This window comes from Burkholderia pseudomultivorans (assembly GCF_902499075.1).
Lineage (GTDB): Bacteria > Pseudomonadota > Gammaproteobacteria > Burkholderiales > Burkholderiaceae > Burkholderia > Burkholderia pseudomultivorans.
Genome location: NZ_CABVPP010000013.1, coordinates 81,973 through 97,277 on the forward strand (window position 1 = coordinate 81,973; position 15,305 = coordinate 97,277).

Sequence of the window (15,305 nt, forward strand, 5' to 3'; positions counted from 1 at the left end):
ACGGACGGCGCGCGCCGGCGCATCGCAGCGCAAAAATCGGTGCGGATCGCCGGATGGCCGCCGCGCTTGCCGGCCGTGGCCCGGCCGGCCTATGATCCGCGCTTCTGCGAATGATCGAAGGGCAGGTGGCCGATGCAGGGGTGGAAACGGTGTGCGCTCGCGTGGAGCGCGGGATGGATGCTGGTGTCGTCCGCGTTCGCGGGCGGCGAGCCGGTGCGGATCGCGCTGATCGAAGGGATGTCGGGGCCGTTCGCGAATGCGGGGGCGGCGGTCGAGCGCAACCTGCGGTTCGGCGTCGAGCAGGTCAATGCGGCGGGCGGCGTAAAGCTGCGCGACGGCGCGCATCCGCTCGAACTGGTCGTGCTCGACAGCAAGGGCAGCCCGGAAGAGGCGCTCGTGCAACTGCGCGCGGCGGCCGACCGCCATATCGGCTTCGTCGCGCAGGGCAACAGCTCGGCGGTCGCGGCCGCGCTCGTCGGCGCGCTCGACAAGCAGAACGCGCGCGATCCGGACAGCCGAATGCTGTTCCTCAACTATTCGGCCGACGACCCGGCGCTGACCGGCGCGCGCTGCAGCTTCTGGCATTTCCGCTTCGACGCGCATGCGGGGATGCGGATGGCCGCGCTCGCCGACGTGATGGTGCGCGACCGCGCGCTGCGCAAGGTCTATCTGCTGAACCAGGACTACAGCTTCGGCCATGACGTCAGCACACTGGCGCGGCAGGCGCTCGCCGTGCGGCGAGCGGACGTGAGCGTGGTCGGCGACGAATTCCATCCGATCGGCCGCATCAAGGATTTTTCGCCGTATATCGCGAAGATCCGCGCGAGCGGCGCGGACGCGGTCGTGACGGGCAACTGGGGCAACGACCTGACGCTGCTCGTGAAGGCCGCGCGCGAACAAGGCCTGAACGCGAAGTTCTACACGTTCTACGGCAACAGCCTCGGCGCGCCGGCCGCGCTCGGCGACGCGGGCGTCGGGCGCGTCGTGGCGGTGGCGGACTGGCATCCGAACGCGGGCGGCGCGAAGTCGGACGCGTTCTATCGCGCGTTCCGCACCCGTTTCCCGGCCGCGCAGGACGACTACCCGGTGCGGCGCATGAGTCTGATGATCGAGATGCTCGCGGCCGCGATGAGCCGTGCCGGCTCGGCCGATCCGGTCGCGGTCGCGCGGGCGCTCGAGGGGCTGTCGTTCGACGACGGCTTCCATCCGGCGCGGATGCGCGCGCAGGACCACCAGCTGATCCAGCCCCTTTATGTGATGGAAATGGACCGGCTCGGCACGCCGGGCGTGCGCTTCGACAACGAGGGTTCCGGCTACGGGTTCCGGACCGTGCTCGCGGTGCCGGCGGCGCGCACCGAGATGCCGTCGACCTGCTCGATGGCGCGTCCGTAACGGCGATTGTCGAGACCGCTTAGGCGGGCTGCGGAGTTGTGCTACAATGCCGCCCGGTTGTAAGTCACGGCACGGCCATTCTTCCGTGTCCGCCTGTTCAGTTAGAAAGGAAATCACATGTCTGTTGCAGATATCAAGAAGTCGGAAGTCGTTGCTCAGTTCGCCCGCGGTACCAACGACACGGGTTCGCCCGAAGTCCAGGTCGCACTGCTGACCGCACGTATCGTCGAACTGACGGGTCACTTCAAGACCCACGCGAAGGATCACCACAGCCGCCGCGGCCTGCTGCGCATGGTGAGCCGCCGCCGCAAGCTGCTCGACTACCTCAAGGGCAAGGATGCCGATCGTTACCGCGCGCTGATCGAGAAGCTGGGTCTGCGTAAGTAATCGAGGCGATTGCCGCCAGCAAGATGCCTGTGTCAGTCCGCTGATACAGGCATTTTGTTTTTGCGCGGTGCGTAGCGTCACGCGCACCGCAGGTTGTCCGGCGCGTTCGCGCCGGGCCGTCGGAACGGCTGATACCGGGGTCGGGATTTGTGTCATTCCAGCGCGCCGCTCTGCGAGCGCCGCGCTGGAATGGCATAAAAAACACACCTTGCTCCGGGTGAATCGGTCGCGACGCCGCCGCACGGCAGGGCCGGTGCGGTGAATGATAGAAATGCATTCAAAGGAGCAACCATGTCCATGTTCAACAAGGTCGTGAAGGAATTCCAGTGGGGCCAGCACAAGGTGCGCCTCGAAACCGGTGAAGTCGCCCGCCAGGCGAGCGGTGCCGTGATCGTCGACGTCGAAGACACCGTCGTGCTCGCGACCGTCGTCGGCGCGAAGTCGGCGAAGCCGGGCCAGGATTTCTTCCCGCTGACCGTCGACTACATCGAGAAGACCTACTCGGCCGGCAAGATCCCGGGTGGCTTCTTCCGCCGCGAAGGCCGTCCGTCGGAGCACGAGACGCTGACCTCGCGCCTGATCGACCGTCCGCTGCGTCCGCTGTTCCCGGAAGGCTTCTACAACGAAGTGCAGGTCGTGATCCACGTGCTGTCGGTGAACCCGGAAATCCCGGCGGACATCCCCGCGCTGATCGGCGCGTCGGCTGCGCTCGCCGTGTCGGGCCTGCCGTTCAACGGCCCGGTCGGCGCCGCGCGCGTCGCCTACGTGAACGACCAGTACGTGCTGAACCCGACCCGCGAACAGCTCAAGACGTCGCGCCTCGACCTCGTCGTCGCGGGCACGGAGCGTGCGGTGCTGATGGTCGAGTCGGAAGCCGATCAACTGCCGGAAGACGTGATGCTCGGCGCGGTCGTGTTCGGCCACGAGCAGATGCAGACGGCGATCGACGCGATCCACGAGCTCGTGCGCGAAGGCGGCAAGCCCGAGTGGGACTGGCAGCCGGCGCCGAAGGACGAGGCGCTGATCGCACGCGTGACCGAACTCGCGCAGCCGGAACTGCTCGCGGCCTACCAGATCCGCGACAAGCAGGCGCGTTCGACGAAGCTGAAGGAAGTGTACGCAGCGACCTCGGCGAAGCTGGAGGAAGCGGCGCTGGCGGCCGGCACGGTCGCGGCCGACAAGGCCACGGTCGGCAACATCCTGTTCGACCTCGAGGCGAAGATCGTCCGCGGCCAGATCCTGAACGGCGAGCCGCGCATCGACGGCCGCGACACGCGCACCGTGCGCCCGATCGAGATCCGCACCGGCGTGCTGCCGCGCACCCACGGCTCGGCGCTGTTCACGCGCGGCGAGACGCAGGCGCTGGTCGTCGCGACGCTCGGCACGAAGGGTGACGAGCAGATCATCGACGCGCTCGAAGGCGAGTACCGCGAGCGCTTCATGCTCCACTACAACATGCCCCCGTTCGCGACCGGCGAAACGGGCCGCGTCGGCTCGCCGAAGCGTCGCGAAATCGGCCACGGCCGCCTCGCGAAGCGCGCACTCGTCGCGTGCCTGCCGAGCGCCGACGAATTCGGCTACTCGATCCGCGTCGTGTCGGAAATCACCGAATCGAACGGTTCGTCGTCGATGGCATCGGTGTGCGGCGGCTGCCTCGCGCTGATGGACGCCGGCGTGCCGATGAAGGCGCACGTCGCGGGTATCGCGATGGGCCTGATCCTCGAAGGCAACAAGTTCGCGGTGCTGACCGACATCCTCGGCGACGAAGACCACCTCGGCGACATGGACTTCAAGGTGGCCGGTACGGCAGACGGCGTGACCGCGCTGCAGATGGACATCAAGATCCAGGGCATCACGAAGGAAATCATGCAGGTCGCGCTCGCGCAGGCGAAGGAAGGCCGCATGCACATCCTCGGCAAGATGACGTCGGCCGTGGCCGGTGCGAACACGCAGCTGTCGGAATTCGCGCCGCGCATGATCACGATCAAGATCAACCCGGAAAAGATTCGCGACGTGATCGGCAAGGGCGGTTCGGTGATCCGTGCGCTGACGGAAGAAACGGGTACGACCATCGACATCTCCGACGACGGCGTCGTGACGATCGCGAGCACGAACAGCGAAGGCATGGCCGAAGCGAAGAAGCGCATCGAGAACATCACGGCCGAGATCGAAGTCGGTCAGGTGTACGAAGGCACGGTGCTGAAGCTGCTCGATTTCGGCGCGATCGTGAACCTGCTGCCGGGCAAGGACGGCCTGCTGCACATCTCCGAAATCGTCAACGAGCGCGTGAAGGACATCAACGACTACCTGAAGGAAGGTCAGCAGGTCAAGGTCAAGGTGATCCAGACGGACGAAAAGGGTCGCGTGCGTCTGTCGGCGAAGGCGCTGCTGAACGAAGCAGCGGCTGCGTCGCAGTCGGATGCGCCGCCGCAGCAGTAAGCGGACAGGCGGACCAACGGCCGGCAGTGCGAAAGCGTGCCGGCCGTTTTTTCTGTAGCATCGTTGTGCGGCGCAGCAGCGCCGGCAAGGCGCCCGTGCCGTCAGCGCGGGCGTGCCATCCGATTCCGATTCAGGAGCGACCACGACCATGAAAGCCATCGAAATCACCGAATTCGGCGCCCCCGACGTGCTGAAGCTTGCGGAGCGTCCGCGCCCCGAACCGAAGCGCGGCGAAGTGCTCGTCAAGGTGGCGGCTTCCGGCGTGAACCGACCCGACGTGTTCCAGCGCAAGGGCGCCTATGCGCCGCCGCCGGGCGCGTCGGATCTGCCGGGCCTCGAGATCGCAGGCGAAATCGTCGGCGGCGACCTGTCCGACGCCGCGCTGAACCCGTTCGGGCTGAAGCTCGGCGATCGCGTATGCGCGCTGCTTGCGGGCGGCGGCTATGCGGAATACGCGGTCGTACCGCTGCTGCAGTGTCTGCCGGTGCCCGGCGCGCTGACCGACATCGAGGCCGCGTCGCTGCCGGAAACGTTCTTCACCGTATGGAGCAACGTGTTCGACCGCGCGCAGCTCGGCGCGGGCGAGGGCGGCGAGCACGAGACGCTGCTCGTGCAGGGCGGCTCGAGCGGCATCGGCGTGACGGCGATCCAGATCGCGCACGCGCTCGGCTTTCGCGTGTTCGCGACGGCCGGCACCGCCGACAAATGCCGTGCGTGCGAGGCGCTCGGCGCCGAACGCGCGATCAACTACAAGACCGAGGACTTCGTCGAGGTCGTCAAGTCGCTGACGCACGATCGCGGCGTCGACGTGATCCTCGACATGGTCGCGGGCTCGTACGTGCCGCGCGAACTGTTCGCGCTCGCGGACGGCGGCCGGCTCGTGCTGATCGCGCTGCTCGGCGGCGCGAAGGCCGAGGTCAACCTCAACGAGATCCTGCGGCGCCGGCTCACGATCACGGGCTCGACGCTGCGTCCGCGCCCGGTCGAGTTCAAGGCGAAGATCGCCGCGCAGCTGCACGCGCGCGTGTGGCCGCTGCTCGCCGACGGCCGCATCAAGCCGGTGATCTATCGCGTGCTGCCGGCGGCCGACGCCGCGCAGGCGCATGCGCTGATGGAAAGCGGCGAGCATATCGGCAAGATCGTGCTCGATTGGGGCGCGAACGCGTGACGGCCCGCGCGGCCGGGCTTGACATGCGCGGTTTGACCGGTTCAAGCCGCGCGCAGTAAAATCGCGGGTTTGCTTCGCCAGACCAATCCTGACGCCCGGCTCGCACGGCGCGTCGATGACGAGACAGACACGATGTCGAAACAAAGAACCAAGCGGGTGATCGGCAACTGGAAGATGCACGGCCGGCTGGCCGGCAACCAGGCGTTGCTGAACGAAGTGGTGCAGGGCGCGGGCGCGGTGGCGGCCGACACGGCGATCGGCGTGTGCGTGCCGTTCCCGTATCTCGCGCAGGTCCAGGCGCAGCTCGACGGCGGCCGTGTCGCGTGGGGCGCGCAGGACGTGTCCGCGCACGAGCAGGGCGCCTTCACCGGTGAAGTGGCGGCCGCGATGGTCGCGGAATTCGGCGCGCGCTACGCGATCGTCGGCCACTCGGAGCGCCGCGCCTATCACGGCGAGCGCAACGAGACGGTCGCGGCGAAGACGCAGCGTACGCTGGCGGCGGGTCTGACGCCCGTCGTGTGCGTCGGCGAGACGCTCGACGAGCGCGAATCGGGCGCGACCGAGCAGGTCGTGGGCGAGCAGCTCGACGCGGTGCTGGCCGTGTTGACGGCCGACGAGGCGGCGCGCATCGTCGTCGCGTACGAGCCCGTCTGGGCGATCGGCACGGGCAAGAGCGCGACGTCGGCGCAGGCGCAGGACGTGCACGCGTTCCTGCGGGCGCGCCTGGCGGCGAAGGGCGCGGCGGACGTGTCCGTGCTGTACGGCGGCAGCGTGAAGCCGGACAACGCGGAAGAGCTGTTCGCGCAGCCGGACATCGACGGCGGCCTGATCGGCGGCGCGTCGCTGAAGGCGGAAGATTTCCTGGCGATCTGCCGGGCCGCGCGCTGAGCGGTCCGCGATCGAATTGAACCATGACGGCGGCCGGTCGAACCGGTCGCCTGATCCAATCGGGTGGGTGTGATGCTGTTATTCAAGACGCTGATTATTGTGGTGCAGGTGTTGTCTGCACTCGGTGTGATTGGTCTCGTGCTGCTGCAGCACGGCAAGGGTGCGGACATGGGCGCTGCGTTCGGCAGCGGCGCGTCGGGCAGCCTGTTCGGTGCGACGGGCTCGGCGAACTTCCTGTCGCGCACGACGGCGGTGCTGGCGACGATTTTCTTCGTCGCGACGCTCGCGTTGACGTATCTCGGTTCGTACAAGTCGACGCCGTCGGCCGGCGTGCTCGGCGGCGTAGCGACGGCTCCGGCGGCATCGTCCGCGGCGTCGGCACCGGCCGTCGCGGCTTCCGCTGCGGCAGGTTCGGCGGCGAGCGCACCGGGCCAGGACGTCCCGAAATAAAAAGTTAAAATTTTTGCGTTTGTGCGTTGAACAATTCTGGAAGTCAGGTTAGAATTTAATTCTTGAAGCGATTCGCGGGAAACAAGTAGTTACAACCCCGGTTGCATGCAGTGCCGACGTGGTGAAATTGGTAGACACGCTATCTTGAGGGGGTAGTGGCGAAAGCTGTGCGAGTTCGAGTCTCGCCGTCGGCACCAAAGTTACTCAATGCCAGCCGCTTCTAGTGGCTGGCATTTTTCATTTGTGGGGTGCGCTTTCGGATGTCTTGCGATCGCACGCACTCCGAAATGATTCCTTCCGCCGGATAGTGGTATTCTCCGGACGCTCAGAACCAACCGATAGAGGATTGCCTTGAACCTCGCAGCCTATTATCCCGTCTTGTTGTTCCTCCTCGTGGGCACTGGTTTAGGTATAGCGCTGGTCAGTATCGGCAAGCTCCTTGGTCCCAACAAGCCGGACGTCGAGAAGAACGCGCCGTACGAGTGCGGCTTCGAAGCCTTTGAAGACGCCCGGATGAAGTTCGACGTCCGGTACTACCTCGTCGCCATCCTGTTCATCATCTTCGATCTCGAAACCGCATTCCTGTTTCCGTGGGGCGTCGCGCTGCGGGACATCGGCTGGCCCGGTTTCATCGCTATGATGATTTTTCTGCTCGAATTCCTGCTGGGCTTTGCCTATATCTGGAAGAAAGGCGGCCTCGACTGGGAGTGATGGGTTAATCGCCGGTTTGCATGGGTGGCCACGCTCGGTCGCCCGTCTGGAGTGGAAAGCAAATGAGTATCGAAGGGGTCTTGAAGGAAGGGTTTGTCACCACGACGGCTGACAAGCTGATCAACTGGACGCGTACCGGCTCGCTGTGGCCGATGACGTTCGGGCTCGCGTGTTGCGCCGTCGAGATGATGCATGCGGGCGCGGCCCGCTACGATCTGGACCGGTTCGGGGTCGTGTTCCGTCCGAGTCCGCGTCAGTCGGACGTGATGATCGTCGCCGGCACGCTCTGCAACAAGATGGCGCCCGCGCTGCGCCGCGTCTACGACCAGATGGCCGAGCCGCGCTGGGTGATCTCGATGGGGTCGTGCGCGAACGGCGGCGGCTACTACCATTATTCGTACTCGGTGGTGCGCGGCTGCGACCGGATCGTGCCAGTCGACGTCTACGTGCCGGGCTGTCCGCCGACGGCCGAGGCGCTGGTCTACGGCGTGATCCAGCTGCAGGCGAAGATCCGTCGCACCAACACCATCGCCCGTCAATAAAGCCCCGAGCGTCCCCCAATATGGCAAGCAAAATCGAGACCCTCAAGGCCAACCTCGAAGCCGCGCTCGGCGCGCGCGTGGTGAGCCTCACCGAAGCGATCGGTGAACTGACGCTCGTCGTGAAGGCGAGCGATTACCTCGAAGTCGCAACGACCTTGCGCGACGATCCGAAGCTCCGTTTCGAGCAGCTGATCGACCTGTGCGGCGTCGACTACCAGACCTTCGGCGACGGCGCCTACGACGGCCCGCGCTTCGCGGCCGTGTCGCACCTGCTGTCGGTCACGAACAACTGGCGCCTGCGCCTGCGCGTGTTCGCGCCGGACGACGACCTGCCGATCGTGGCGTCGCTGGTCGACATCTGGACCTCCGCGAACTGGTACGAGCGCGAAGCGTTCGACCTGTACGGCATCGTGTTCGAAGGCCACCCCGACCTGCGCCGCATCCTCACCGACTACGGCTTCATCGGCCATCCGTTCCGCAAGGACTTCCCGGTGTCGGGTTATGTCGAAATGCGTTACGACCCGGAAGAGAAGCGGGTCGTCTACCAGCCGGTGACGATCGAGCCGCGCGAAATCACGCCGCGCGTGATCCGCGAGGATCGCTATGGCGGTCTGAAACATTAAGGGGGCGTCATGGCAGAAATCAAGAACTACACGCTCAACTTCGGCCCGCAGCACCCGGCAGCGCACGGCGTGCTGCGCCTCGTGCTCGAGCTCGACGGCGAAGTCATCCAGCGTGCCGACCCGCATATCGGCCTGCTGCACCGCGCGACCGAAAAGCTCGCGGAATCCAAGACCTTCATCCAGTCCGTGCCGTACATGGATCGTCTCGACTACGTGTCGATGATGGTCAACGAGCACGGCTACGTGCTCGCGATCGAAAAGCTGCTCGGCATCGACGTGCCGGAGCGCGCGCAGTACATCCGCGTGCTGTTCGACGAAATCACGCGCGTGCTGAACCACCTGATGTGGATCGGCGCGCACGCGCTCGACGTCGGCGCGATGGCGGTGTTCCTGTACGCATTCCGCGAGCGCGAAGACCTGATGGACGTGTACGAGGCGGTGTCCGGTGCCCGGATGCACGCGGCGTACTATCGTCCGGGCGGCGTCTATCGCGACCTGCCTGACGCAATGCCGCAATACAAGGCGTCGAAGATTCGCAACGAGAAGGCGCTCGCGAAGATGAACGAGGCGCGCAGCGGCTCGGTGCTCGACTTCATCGACGATTTCTTCACGCGCTTCCCGAAGTGCGTCGACGAATACGAAACGCTGCTGACCGACAACCGGATCTGGAAGCAGCGTCTGGTCGGGATCGGCGTCGTCAGCCCGGAGCGGGCGCTGCAGATGGGCCTGACGGGCCCGATGCTGCGCGGCTCGGGCATCGCATGGGATTTGCGCAAGAAGCAGCCGTACGAAGTGTACGATCGCCTCGATTTCGACGTGCCGGTGGGCGTGAACGGCGATTGCTACGACCGTTACCTGGTGCGCGTCGAAGAAATGCGTCAGTCGATCCGCATCGCGAAACAGTGTATTGAGTGGCTGCGCAAGAATCCGGGCCCCGTGATGACGGACAATCACAAGGTTGCACCGCCGTCGCGCGTCGGCATGAAGACCAACATGGAAGACTTGATTCACCACTTCAAGCTCTTCACCGAAGGTTTCCATGTGCCGGAAGGCGAAGCGTACGCGGCGGTCGAGCATCCGAAGGGCGAATTCGGCATCTACCTCGTGTCGGACGGCGCCAACAAGCCGTACCGTCTCAAGATTCGCGCACCGGGCTTCGCGCATCTGGCGTCGCTCGACGAAATGGCGCGCGGCCACATGATTGCCGACGCCGTCACGATCATCGGTACGCAGGACATCGTGTTCGGCGAAATCGATCGCTAATGGTTACACCGCCCGCGCGAGCGGGCGGCGAGCAGTAAGTCACACGCGATGCGCGCTGAACCGGCGCGGCTTCGCAAGCTGTCAACAGTGAGCGCCAGGTCTGCCGTCTACGCACGCCGTGCGGCAGGTTGTTCGTTCGGTAGGAATTGAAAGAGTCGTGTCTGAAAATGATCTCAGCTGAAGGCCTGAAGGAAATCGATCGAGCGTTGACGAAGTATCCCGCCGATCAGAAACAGTCCGCCGTGATGTCGGCGTTGGCCGTTGCTCAGGAAGAGCACGGCTGGCTGTCGCCCGAACTGATGCAGTTCGTCGCGGACTATCTCGGCATGCCGGCCGTCGCCGTGCAGGAAGTCGCGACGTTCTACACGATGTACGAGCTGAAGCCGGTCGGCAAGCACAAGATCACGCTCTGCACGAACCTGCCGTGCCAGCTCGGCCCGCACGGCGGCGCGGAAGCGACCGCCGACTACCTGAAACAGAAGCTCGGCATCGGCTTCGGCGAGACCACGCCCGACGGCAAGTTCACGCTGAAGGAAGGCGAATGCATGGGCTCGTGCGGCGATGCGCCGGTGCTGCTGGTGAACAATCACAGAATGTGCAGCTTCATGAGCCGCGAGAAGATCGACCAGCTGCTTGAGGAGCTTTCGAAATGACGTCCCTCCACGACCGTCACATCAAACCGCTGATCCTCGCTGGTCTGAACGGCGAGAACTGGCATCTCGAAGATTACGTTGCGCGCGGCGGCTACAAGCAGCTGCGCCGCATTCTCGAAGAAAAGATCCCGCCCGAGCAGGTGATCGCCGACGTGAAGGCGTCGGGTCTGCGCGGCCGCGGCGGCGCGGGCTTCCCGACCGGCCTGAAGTGGAGCTTCATGCCGCGCCAGTTCCCGGGGCAGAAGTACCTCGTCTGCAACTCGGACGAAGGCGAGCCGGGCACGTTCAAGGATCGCGACATCCTGCGCTGGAACCCGCATGCGCTGATCGAAGGCATGGCCATCGGCGCGTACGCGATGGGCATCACGGTCGGCTACAACTACATCCACGGCGAGATCTTCGAAGTGTATCGACGCTTCGAGGCGGCGCTCGACGAGGCGCGCGCGGCCGGTTTCCTCGGCGACAACATCATGGGCTCGGAATTCTCGTTCCAGCTCCATGCGCACCACGGCTACGGCGCGTACATCTGCGGCGAGGAAACGGCGCTGCTCGAGTCGCTCGAAGGCAAGAAGGGCCAGCCGCGCTTCAAGCCGCCGTTCCCGGCGAGCTTCGGCGTGTACGGCAAGCCGACCACGATCAACAACACCGAGACGTTCGCCGCGGTGCCGTTCCTGCTGGCCATCGGGCCGCAGAACTACCTCGAGATCGGCAAGCCGAACAACGGCGGCACGAAGATCTTCTCGGTGTCGGGCGACGTCGAGCGTCCGGGCAACTATGAAGTGCCGCTCGGCACGCCGTTCGCGACGCTGATGGAGCTCGCCGGCGGGATGCGCGGCGGCAGGAAGATCAAGGCCGTGATTCCGGGCGGCTCGTCCGCGCCGGTGGTGCCGGGCGACATCATGATGCAGACCGACATGGACTACGACTCGATCGCGAAGGTCGGCTCGATGCTCGGCTCGGGTGCGGTGATCGTGATGGACGAGACGCGCTGCATGGTGCGCTCGCTGCTGCGCCTGTCGTACTTCTACTACGAGGAATCGTGCGGCCAGTGCACGCCGTGCCGCGAAGGCACGGGCTGGCTGTATCGCGTCGTGAACCGCATCGAGCACGGCGAAGGGCGCCAGGAAGACCTGGACCTGCTGAACTCGGTGGCCGAGAACATCATGGGTCGCACGATCTGCGCGCTCGGCGATGCGGCGGCGATGCCGGTGCGCGGGATGCTCAAGCACTACTGGGACGAATTCGCGTACCACGTCGAGCACAAGCACTGCATGGTCGGCGGCCACGCGCACGCGGCGGCGGCCTGACGCGAAACCGGTTGCGGAATTTGAGCGCACGGTCGGGCGAATGCGCGAACGGGCGGAAATAGGTTAAGGACCATTCACCATCATGGTTGAACTTGAAATAGACGGCAAGAAGGTCGAGGTGCCCGAAGGCAGCATGGTGATCCAGGCTGCGCACAAGGCGGATACGTACATTCCTCACTTCTGCTATCACAAGAAACTGTCGGTCGCGGCCAACTGCCGGATGTGTCTCGTCGAAGTCGAGAAGATGCCGAAGGCCGTGCCTGCCTGCGCGACGCCCGTGTCGGCCGGCATGATCGTGCGCACGCAGTCCGACAAGGCCGTGAAGGCGCAGCAGTCGGTGATGGAATTCCTCCTCATCAACCACCCGCTCGATTGCCCGATCTGCGATCAGGGCGGCGAATGCCAGCTGCAGGATCTCGCGGTCGGCTACGGCAAGTCGTCGTCGCGCTACTCGGAAGAGAAGCGCGTGGTGTTCCACAAGAACGTGGGCCCGCTGATCTCGATGGAAGAAATGTCGCGCTGCATCCACTGCACGCGCTGCGTTCGCTTCGGCCAGGAAATCGCCGGCGTGATGGAGTTCGGCATGCTGGGCCGCGGCGAGCATTCGGAAATCACGACCTTCGTCGGCAAGACGGTCGATTCCGAGCTGTCGGGCAACATGATCGACCTGTGCCCGGTCGGCGCGCTGACCAGCAAGCCGTTCCGCTACAGCGCCCGCACCTGGGAACTGTCGCGCCGCAAGTCGGTGAGCCCGCACGATTCCGTCGGCGCGAACCTCGTCGTGCAGGTGAAGAACAACCGCGTGATGCGCGTGCTGCCGTTCGAGAACGAAGCGATCAACGAATGCTGGATCTCGGACAAGGACCGCTTCTCGTACGAAGGCCTGAACAGCGAAGAGCGCCTGACCAAGCCGATGCTGAAGCAGGGCGGCCAGTGGATCGAGACCGACTGGCAGACCGCGCTCGAATACGTCGCGAAGGGCCTGAAGGGCATCGCGGCCGATCACGGCGCGAACGCGCTGGCGATGCTCGCAAGCGCGCACAGCACCGCTGAAGAACTGTTCCTCGTGAAGCAGCTCGCGCACGAACTGAAAACGCCGAACGTCGATTTCCGTCTGCGTCAGCAGGACTTCTCGGCGCCGGTGCAGGGCGCGCCGTGGCTCGGCATGCCGATCGCCGACCTGTCGACGCTGAACGCCGCGTTCGTCGTCGGCTCGATGCTGCGCCGCGACCATCCGCTGTTCGCCTCGCGTCTGCGCCAGGCAGCGAAGAACGGCGCGAAGCTGCACTTCCTGAACGCGACGGGCGACGACGCACTGATCCCGACCGCGCAGCGCATCGTCGCCGCGCCGTCGGCATGGCTCGACGAGCTGGCCGGCGTTGCCGCCGCCGTCGCGCAGCTGCGCGGCGTCGCGCTGCCCGACACGCTCGCCGGCGTCACGGCTTCGGCCGCCGCGCAGGCGGTGGCCCAGGCGCTCGCGAACGGCGAACGCCGCGCGGTGCTGCTCGGCAACGCGGCCGTCCGTCATCCGGAATTCGCGAAGCTGCACGCGATCGCGCAGTGGATCGCCGACAACACCGGCGCCACGTTCGGTTTCCTGACCGAAGCGGCGAACACGGTCGGCGCGCACGTCGTCGGCGCGCTGCCGGGCGACGGCGGCCTGAATGCACGCGAAGCGTTCGCCCAGCCGCGCAAGGGCTACGTGCTGCTGAACGTCGAGCCGGAATTCGACACGGTCGATCCGGTACAGGCGCTGGCCGCGCTGAACCAGGCGGAAATGGTCGTCGTGATGTCGCCGTTCAAGCACGGCCTCGACTACGCCGACGTGCTGCTGCCGATCGCGCCGTTCACCGAAACGGCCGGCACCTTCGTCAACGCGGAAGGCACGGTGCAGAGCTTCAACGGCGTGGTGCGCCCGCTCGGCGACACGCGTCCGGCCTGGAAGGTGCTGCGCGTGCTCGGCAGCCTGCTGGGCCTGCCGAACTTCGAATACGAAACGGCGGAAGAAGTGCGCCTCGCCGCACTGGGCGACGCAGGCATCGCCGGCCGCCTGTCGAACAAGACGACGGTCGCACCGGCACGCGTCGCCGCGCCGGCTGCCAACGGCAGCTTCGAGCGCCTGGCCGACGTGCCGATCTATCACGCCGACGCGCTGGTGCGCCGCGCGGGTGCGCTGCACCTGACGGCCGCCGCGAAGGCTGCGAACGCCGCCGGCCTGCCGGCCGCGCTGTTCGACAAGCTGGGCCTGAAGGATGGCGACGCGGTTCGCGTGCGTCAGGGCGAGCGTACGGTGCAGTTGCCGGCCGTGCGTGACGAGAATCTTGCGGAGACGGTCGTTCGCGTGTCGGCGGCGACGCCTGCCGGCGCAGCGCTCGGCAGCCTGTCCGGTGAACTGGTGGTGGAGAAGGCGTAAATGAGCTTGTTCGATACGATCAACTCGGGCGGAGCCCAGCTTCTCGGGTTCGCATGGCCGACGGTGTGGGCACTCGTGCGCATCCTCGTCGTCGCCGTCGTGATCCTGCTGTGCGTGGCGTACCTGATTCTGTGGGAGCGCAAGCTGATCGGCTGGATGCACGTGCGTCTCGGCCCGAACCGCGTCGGCCCCGGCGGCCTGCTGCAGCCGATCGCCGACGTGCTGAAGCTGCTGCTGAAGGAAGTCATCCAGCCGTCCGCTGCCAGCCGCTGGCTGTATCTGGTCGCACCGGTGATGACGGTGGTGCCGGCGTTCGCGGTGTGGGCGGTGATCCCGTTCCAGGCCGAGGCGGTGCTCGCGAACGTGAACGCGGGCCTGCTGTACGCGATGGCGATTTCGTCGATCGGCGTGTACGCGGTGATTCTCGCCGGCTGGGCGTCGAACTCGAAGTACGCGTTCCTCGGCGCGATGCGTGCCGCGGCACAGATGGTGTCGTACGAAATCTCGATGGGCTTCGCGCTGGTGCTCGTGCTGATGACGGCCGGCAGCCTGAACCTGTCGGAAATCGTCGGTTCGCAGCAGCACGGCTTCTTCGCCGGCCACGGCGTGAACTTCCTGTCGTGGAACTGGCTGCCGCTCTTGCCGGCGTTCGTCGTCTACTTCATCTCGGGCATCGCCGAAACGAACCGTCACCCGTTCGACGTGGTGGAAGGCGAATCGGAAATCGTCGCGGGTCACATGATCGACTACTCGGGCATGGCGTTCGCGCTGTTCTTCCTCGCCGAGTACATCAACATGATCGTGATCTCGGCACTGGCCGCGACGCTGTTCCTCGGCGGCTGGGATGCACCGTTCGAATTCCTGTCGTTCATCCCGGGCATCTTCTGGCTCGTGCTGAAGGTATTCGCGCTGCTGTCGGTGTTCATCTGGGTTCGCGCGACGTTCCCGCGCTTCCGTTACGACCAGATCATGCGCCTGGGCTGGAAGGTGTTCCTGCCCGTCACGGTGATCTGGGTGGTCGTGGTCGGCTTCTGGATGATGTCGCCGCTCAACATCTGGGTGAAGTAAA

14 protein-coding genes and 1 tRNA gene are annotated in these 15,305 nt (G+C 65.6%); all 15 read left to right on the forward strand.

The annotated features are described in order from the left end of the window. Positions 1-132: 132 nt before the first annotated feature. The 15 genes from BST28156_RS11960 (at position 133) to nuoH (ending at position 15,304) form a co-directional block, all read left to right on the forward strand. Positions 133-1,392, forward strand: coding sequence for a branched-chain amino acid ABC transporter substrate-binding protein (locus BST28156_RS11960; protein WP_174902263.1), 1,260 nt, complete (start codon positions 133-135; stop codon positions 1,390-1,392). Positions 1,393-1,509: 117 nt separating this feature from the next. Beyond that, the gene (gene rpsO, locus BST28156_RS11965; protein ID WP_006398792.1) at positions 1,510-1,779 is read left to right on the forward strand and encodes a 30S ribosomal protein S15; all 270 of its coding nucleotides are present in this window, start codon (positions 1,510-1,512) and stop codon (positions 1,777-1,779) included. Positions 1,780-2,070: 291 nt separating this feature from the next. Continuing rightward, a complete protein-coding gene (gene pnp / locus BST28156_RS11970) occupies positions 2,071-4,218 on the forward strand; it encodes a polyribonucleotide nucleotidyltransferase (RefSeq protein WP_174902264.1) in 2,148 nt (715 codons plus the stop codon). Positions 4,219-4,366: 148 nt separating this feature from the next. Further along, positions 4,367-5,386: an NAD(P)H-quinone oxidoreductase gene (locus tag BST28156_RS11975; RefSeq protein WP_174902265.1), complete on the forward strand. Its 1,020-nt coding sequence runs from the start codon at positions 4,367-4,369 to the stop codon at positions 5,384-5,386. A gap of 132 nt (positions 5,387-5,518) precedes the next feature. After that, positions 5,519-6,274: a triose-phosphate isomerase gene (gene tpiA, locus BST28156_RS11980; RefSeq protein WP_174902266.1), complete on the forward strand. Its 756-nt coding sequence runs from the start codon at positions 5,519-5,521 to the stop codon at positions 6,272-6,274. A 72-nt stretch (positions 6,275-6,346) separates the two neighbouring features. Continuing rightward, the gene (secG, locus tag BST28156_RS11985) at positions 6,347-6,724 is read left to right on the forward strand and encodes a preprotein translocase subunit SecG (RefSeq protein WP_174902267.1); all 378 of its coding nucleotides are present in this window, start codon (positions 6,347-6,349) and stop codon (positions 6,722-6,724) included. A gap of 112 nt (positions 6,725-6,836) precedes the next feature. Beyond that, positions 6,837-6,921: transfer RNA gene (locus BST28156_RS11990), tRNA-Leu, on the forward strand. Between the two features lie 154 nt (positions 6,922-7,075). Continuing rightward, on the forward strand, positions 7,076-7,435 hold the full coding sequence (locus tag BST28156_RS11995; RefSeq protein ID WP_006398798.1) for an NADH-quinone oxidoreductase subunit A: 360 nt from the start codon (positions 7,076-7,078) through the stop codon (positions 7,433-7,435). Between the two features lie 62 nt (positions 7,436-7,497). Next, positions 7,498-7,977 (forward strand): NuoB/complex I 20 kDa subunit family protein, encoded by a 480-nt coding sequence (locus BST28156_RS12000; protein WP_006398799.1) that lies wholly within the window; start codon positions 7,498-7,500, stop codon positions 7,975-7,977. Between the two features lie 20 nt (positions 7,978-7,997). Further along, the gene (locus tag BST28156_RS12005) at positions 7,998-8,600 is read left to right on the forward strand and encodes an NADH-quinone oxidoreductase subunit C (protein ID WP_009694119.1); all 603 of its coding nucleotides are present in this window, start codon (positions 7,998-8,000) and stop codon (positions 8,598-8,600) included. A 9-nt stretch (positions 8,601-8,609) separates the two neighbouring features. Then, positions 8,610-9,863 (forward strand): NADH-quinone oxidoreductase subunit D, encoded by a 1,254-nt coding sequence (locus BST28156_RS12010; protein ID WP_009694120.1) that lies wholly within the window; start codon positions 8,610-8,612, stop codon positions 9,861-9,863. Positions 9,864-10,030: 167 nt separating this feature from the next. Next, positions 10,031-10,516 carry an NADH-quinone oxidoreductase subunit NuoE gene (nuoE, locus tag BST28156_RS12015; protein WP_006478266.1) on the forward strand — a complete coding sequence of 162 codons (486 nt, stop codon included), beginning with the start codon at positions 10,031-10,033 and terminating at the stop codon, positions 10,514-10,516. Continuing rightward, positions 10,513-11,823, forward strand: a complete 1,311-nt coding sequence (nuoF, locus tag BST28156_RS12020) for an NADH-quinone oxidoreductase subunit NuoF (RefSeq protein WP_009694122.1) — start codon at positions 10,513-10,515, stop codon at positions 11,821-11,823. Before nuoE ends, nuoF begins: the two co-directional genes overlap by 4 nt. An 82-nt stretch (positions 11,824-11,905) precedes the next feature. Then, entirely contained in the window at positions 11,906-14,236 is a 2,331-nt protein-coding gene (gene nuoG / locus BST28156_RS12025) for an NADH-quinone oxidoreductase subunit NuoG (protein ID WP_174902268.1), read from the forward strand. Beyond that, positions 14,237-15,304 carry an NADH-quinone oxidoreductase subunit NuoH gene (gene nuoH / locus BST28156_RS12030; protein WP_060240797.1) on the forward strand — a complete coding sequence of 356 codons (1,068 nt, stop codon included), beginning with the start codon at positions 14,237-14,239 and terminating at the stop codon, positions 15,302-15,304. The last annotated feature ends 1 nt before the right edge of the window (position 15,305 follow it).

Excerpts from the sequence above, each read along its gene's own strand:
- BST28156_RS11960 (WP_174902263.1), top strand. The coding sequence starts at position 133 with ATGCAGGGGTGGAAACGGTGTGCGCTCGCGTGGAGCGCGGGATGGATG.
- rpsO (WP_006398792.1), top strand. The coding sequence starts at position 1,510 with ATGTCTGTTGCAGATATCAAGAAGTCGGAAGTCGTTGCTCAGTTCGCC.
- pnp (WP_174902264.1), top strand. The coding sequence starts at position 2,071 with ATGTCCATGTTCAACAAGGTCGTGAAGGAATTCCAGTGGGGCCAGCAC.
- BST28156_RS11975 (WP_174902265.1), top strand. The coding sequence starts at position 4,367 with ATGAAAGCCATCGAAATCACCGAATTCGGCGCCCCCGACGTGCTGAAG.
- tpiA (WP_174902266.1), top strand. The coding sequence starts at position 5,519 with ATGTCGAAACAAAGAACCAAGCGGGTGATCGGCAACTGGAAGATGCAC.
- secG (WP_174902267.1), top strand. The coding sequence starts at position 6,347 with ATGCTGTTATTCAAGACGCTGATTATTGTGGTGCAGGTGTTGTCTGCA.
- BST28156_RS12000 (WP_006398799.1), top strand. The coding sequence starts at position 7,498 with ATGAGTATCGAAGGGGTCTTGAAGGAAGGGTTTGTCACCACGACGGCT.
- BST28156_RS12005 (WP_009694119.1), top strand. The coding sequence starts at position 7,998 with ATGGCAAGCAAAATCGAGACCCTCAAGGCCAACCTCGAAGCCGCGCTC.
- BST28156_RS12010 (WP_009694120.1), top strand. The coding sequence starts at position 8,610 with ATGGCAGAAATCAAGAACTACACGCTCAACTTCGGCCCGCAGCACCCG.
- nuoE (WP_006478266.1), top strand. The coding sequence starts at position 10,031 with ATGATCTCAGCTGAAGGCCTGAAGGAAATCGATCGAGCGTTGACGAAG.
- nuoF (WP_009694122.1), top strand. The coding sequence starts at position 10,513 with ATGACGTCCCTCCACGACCGTCACATCAAACCGCTGATCCTCGCTGGT.
- nuoG (WP_174902268.1), top strand. The coding sequence starts at position 11,906 with ATGGTTGAACTTGAAATAGACGGCAAGAAGGTCGAGGTGCCCGAAGGC.
- nuoH (WP_060240797.1), top strand. The coding sequence starts at position 14,237 with ATGAGCTTGTTCGATACGATCAACTCGGGCGGAGCCCAGCTTCTCGGG.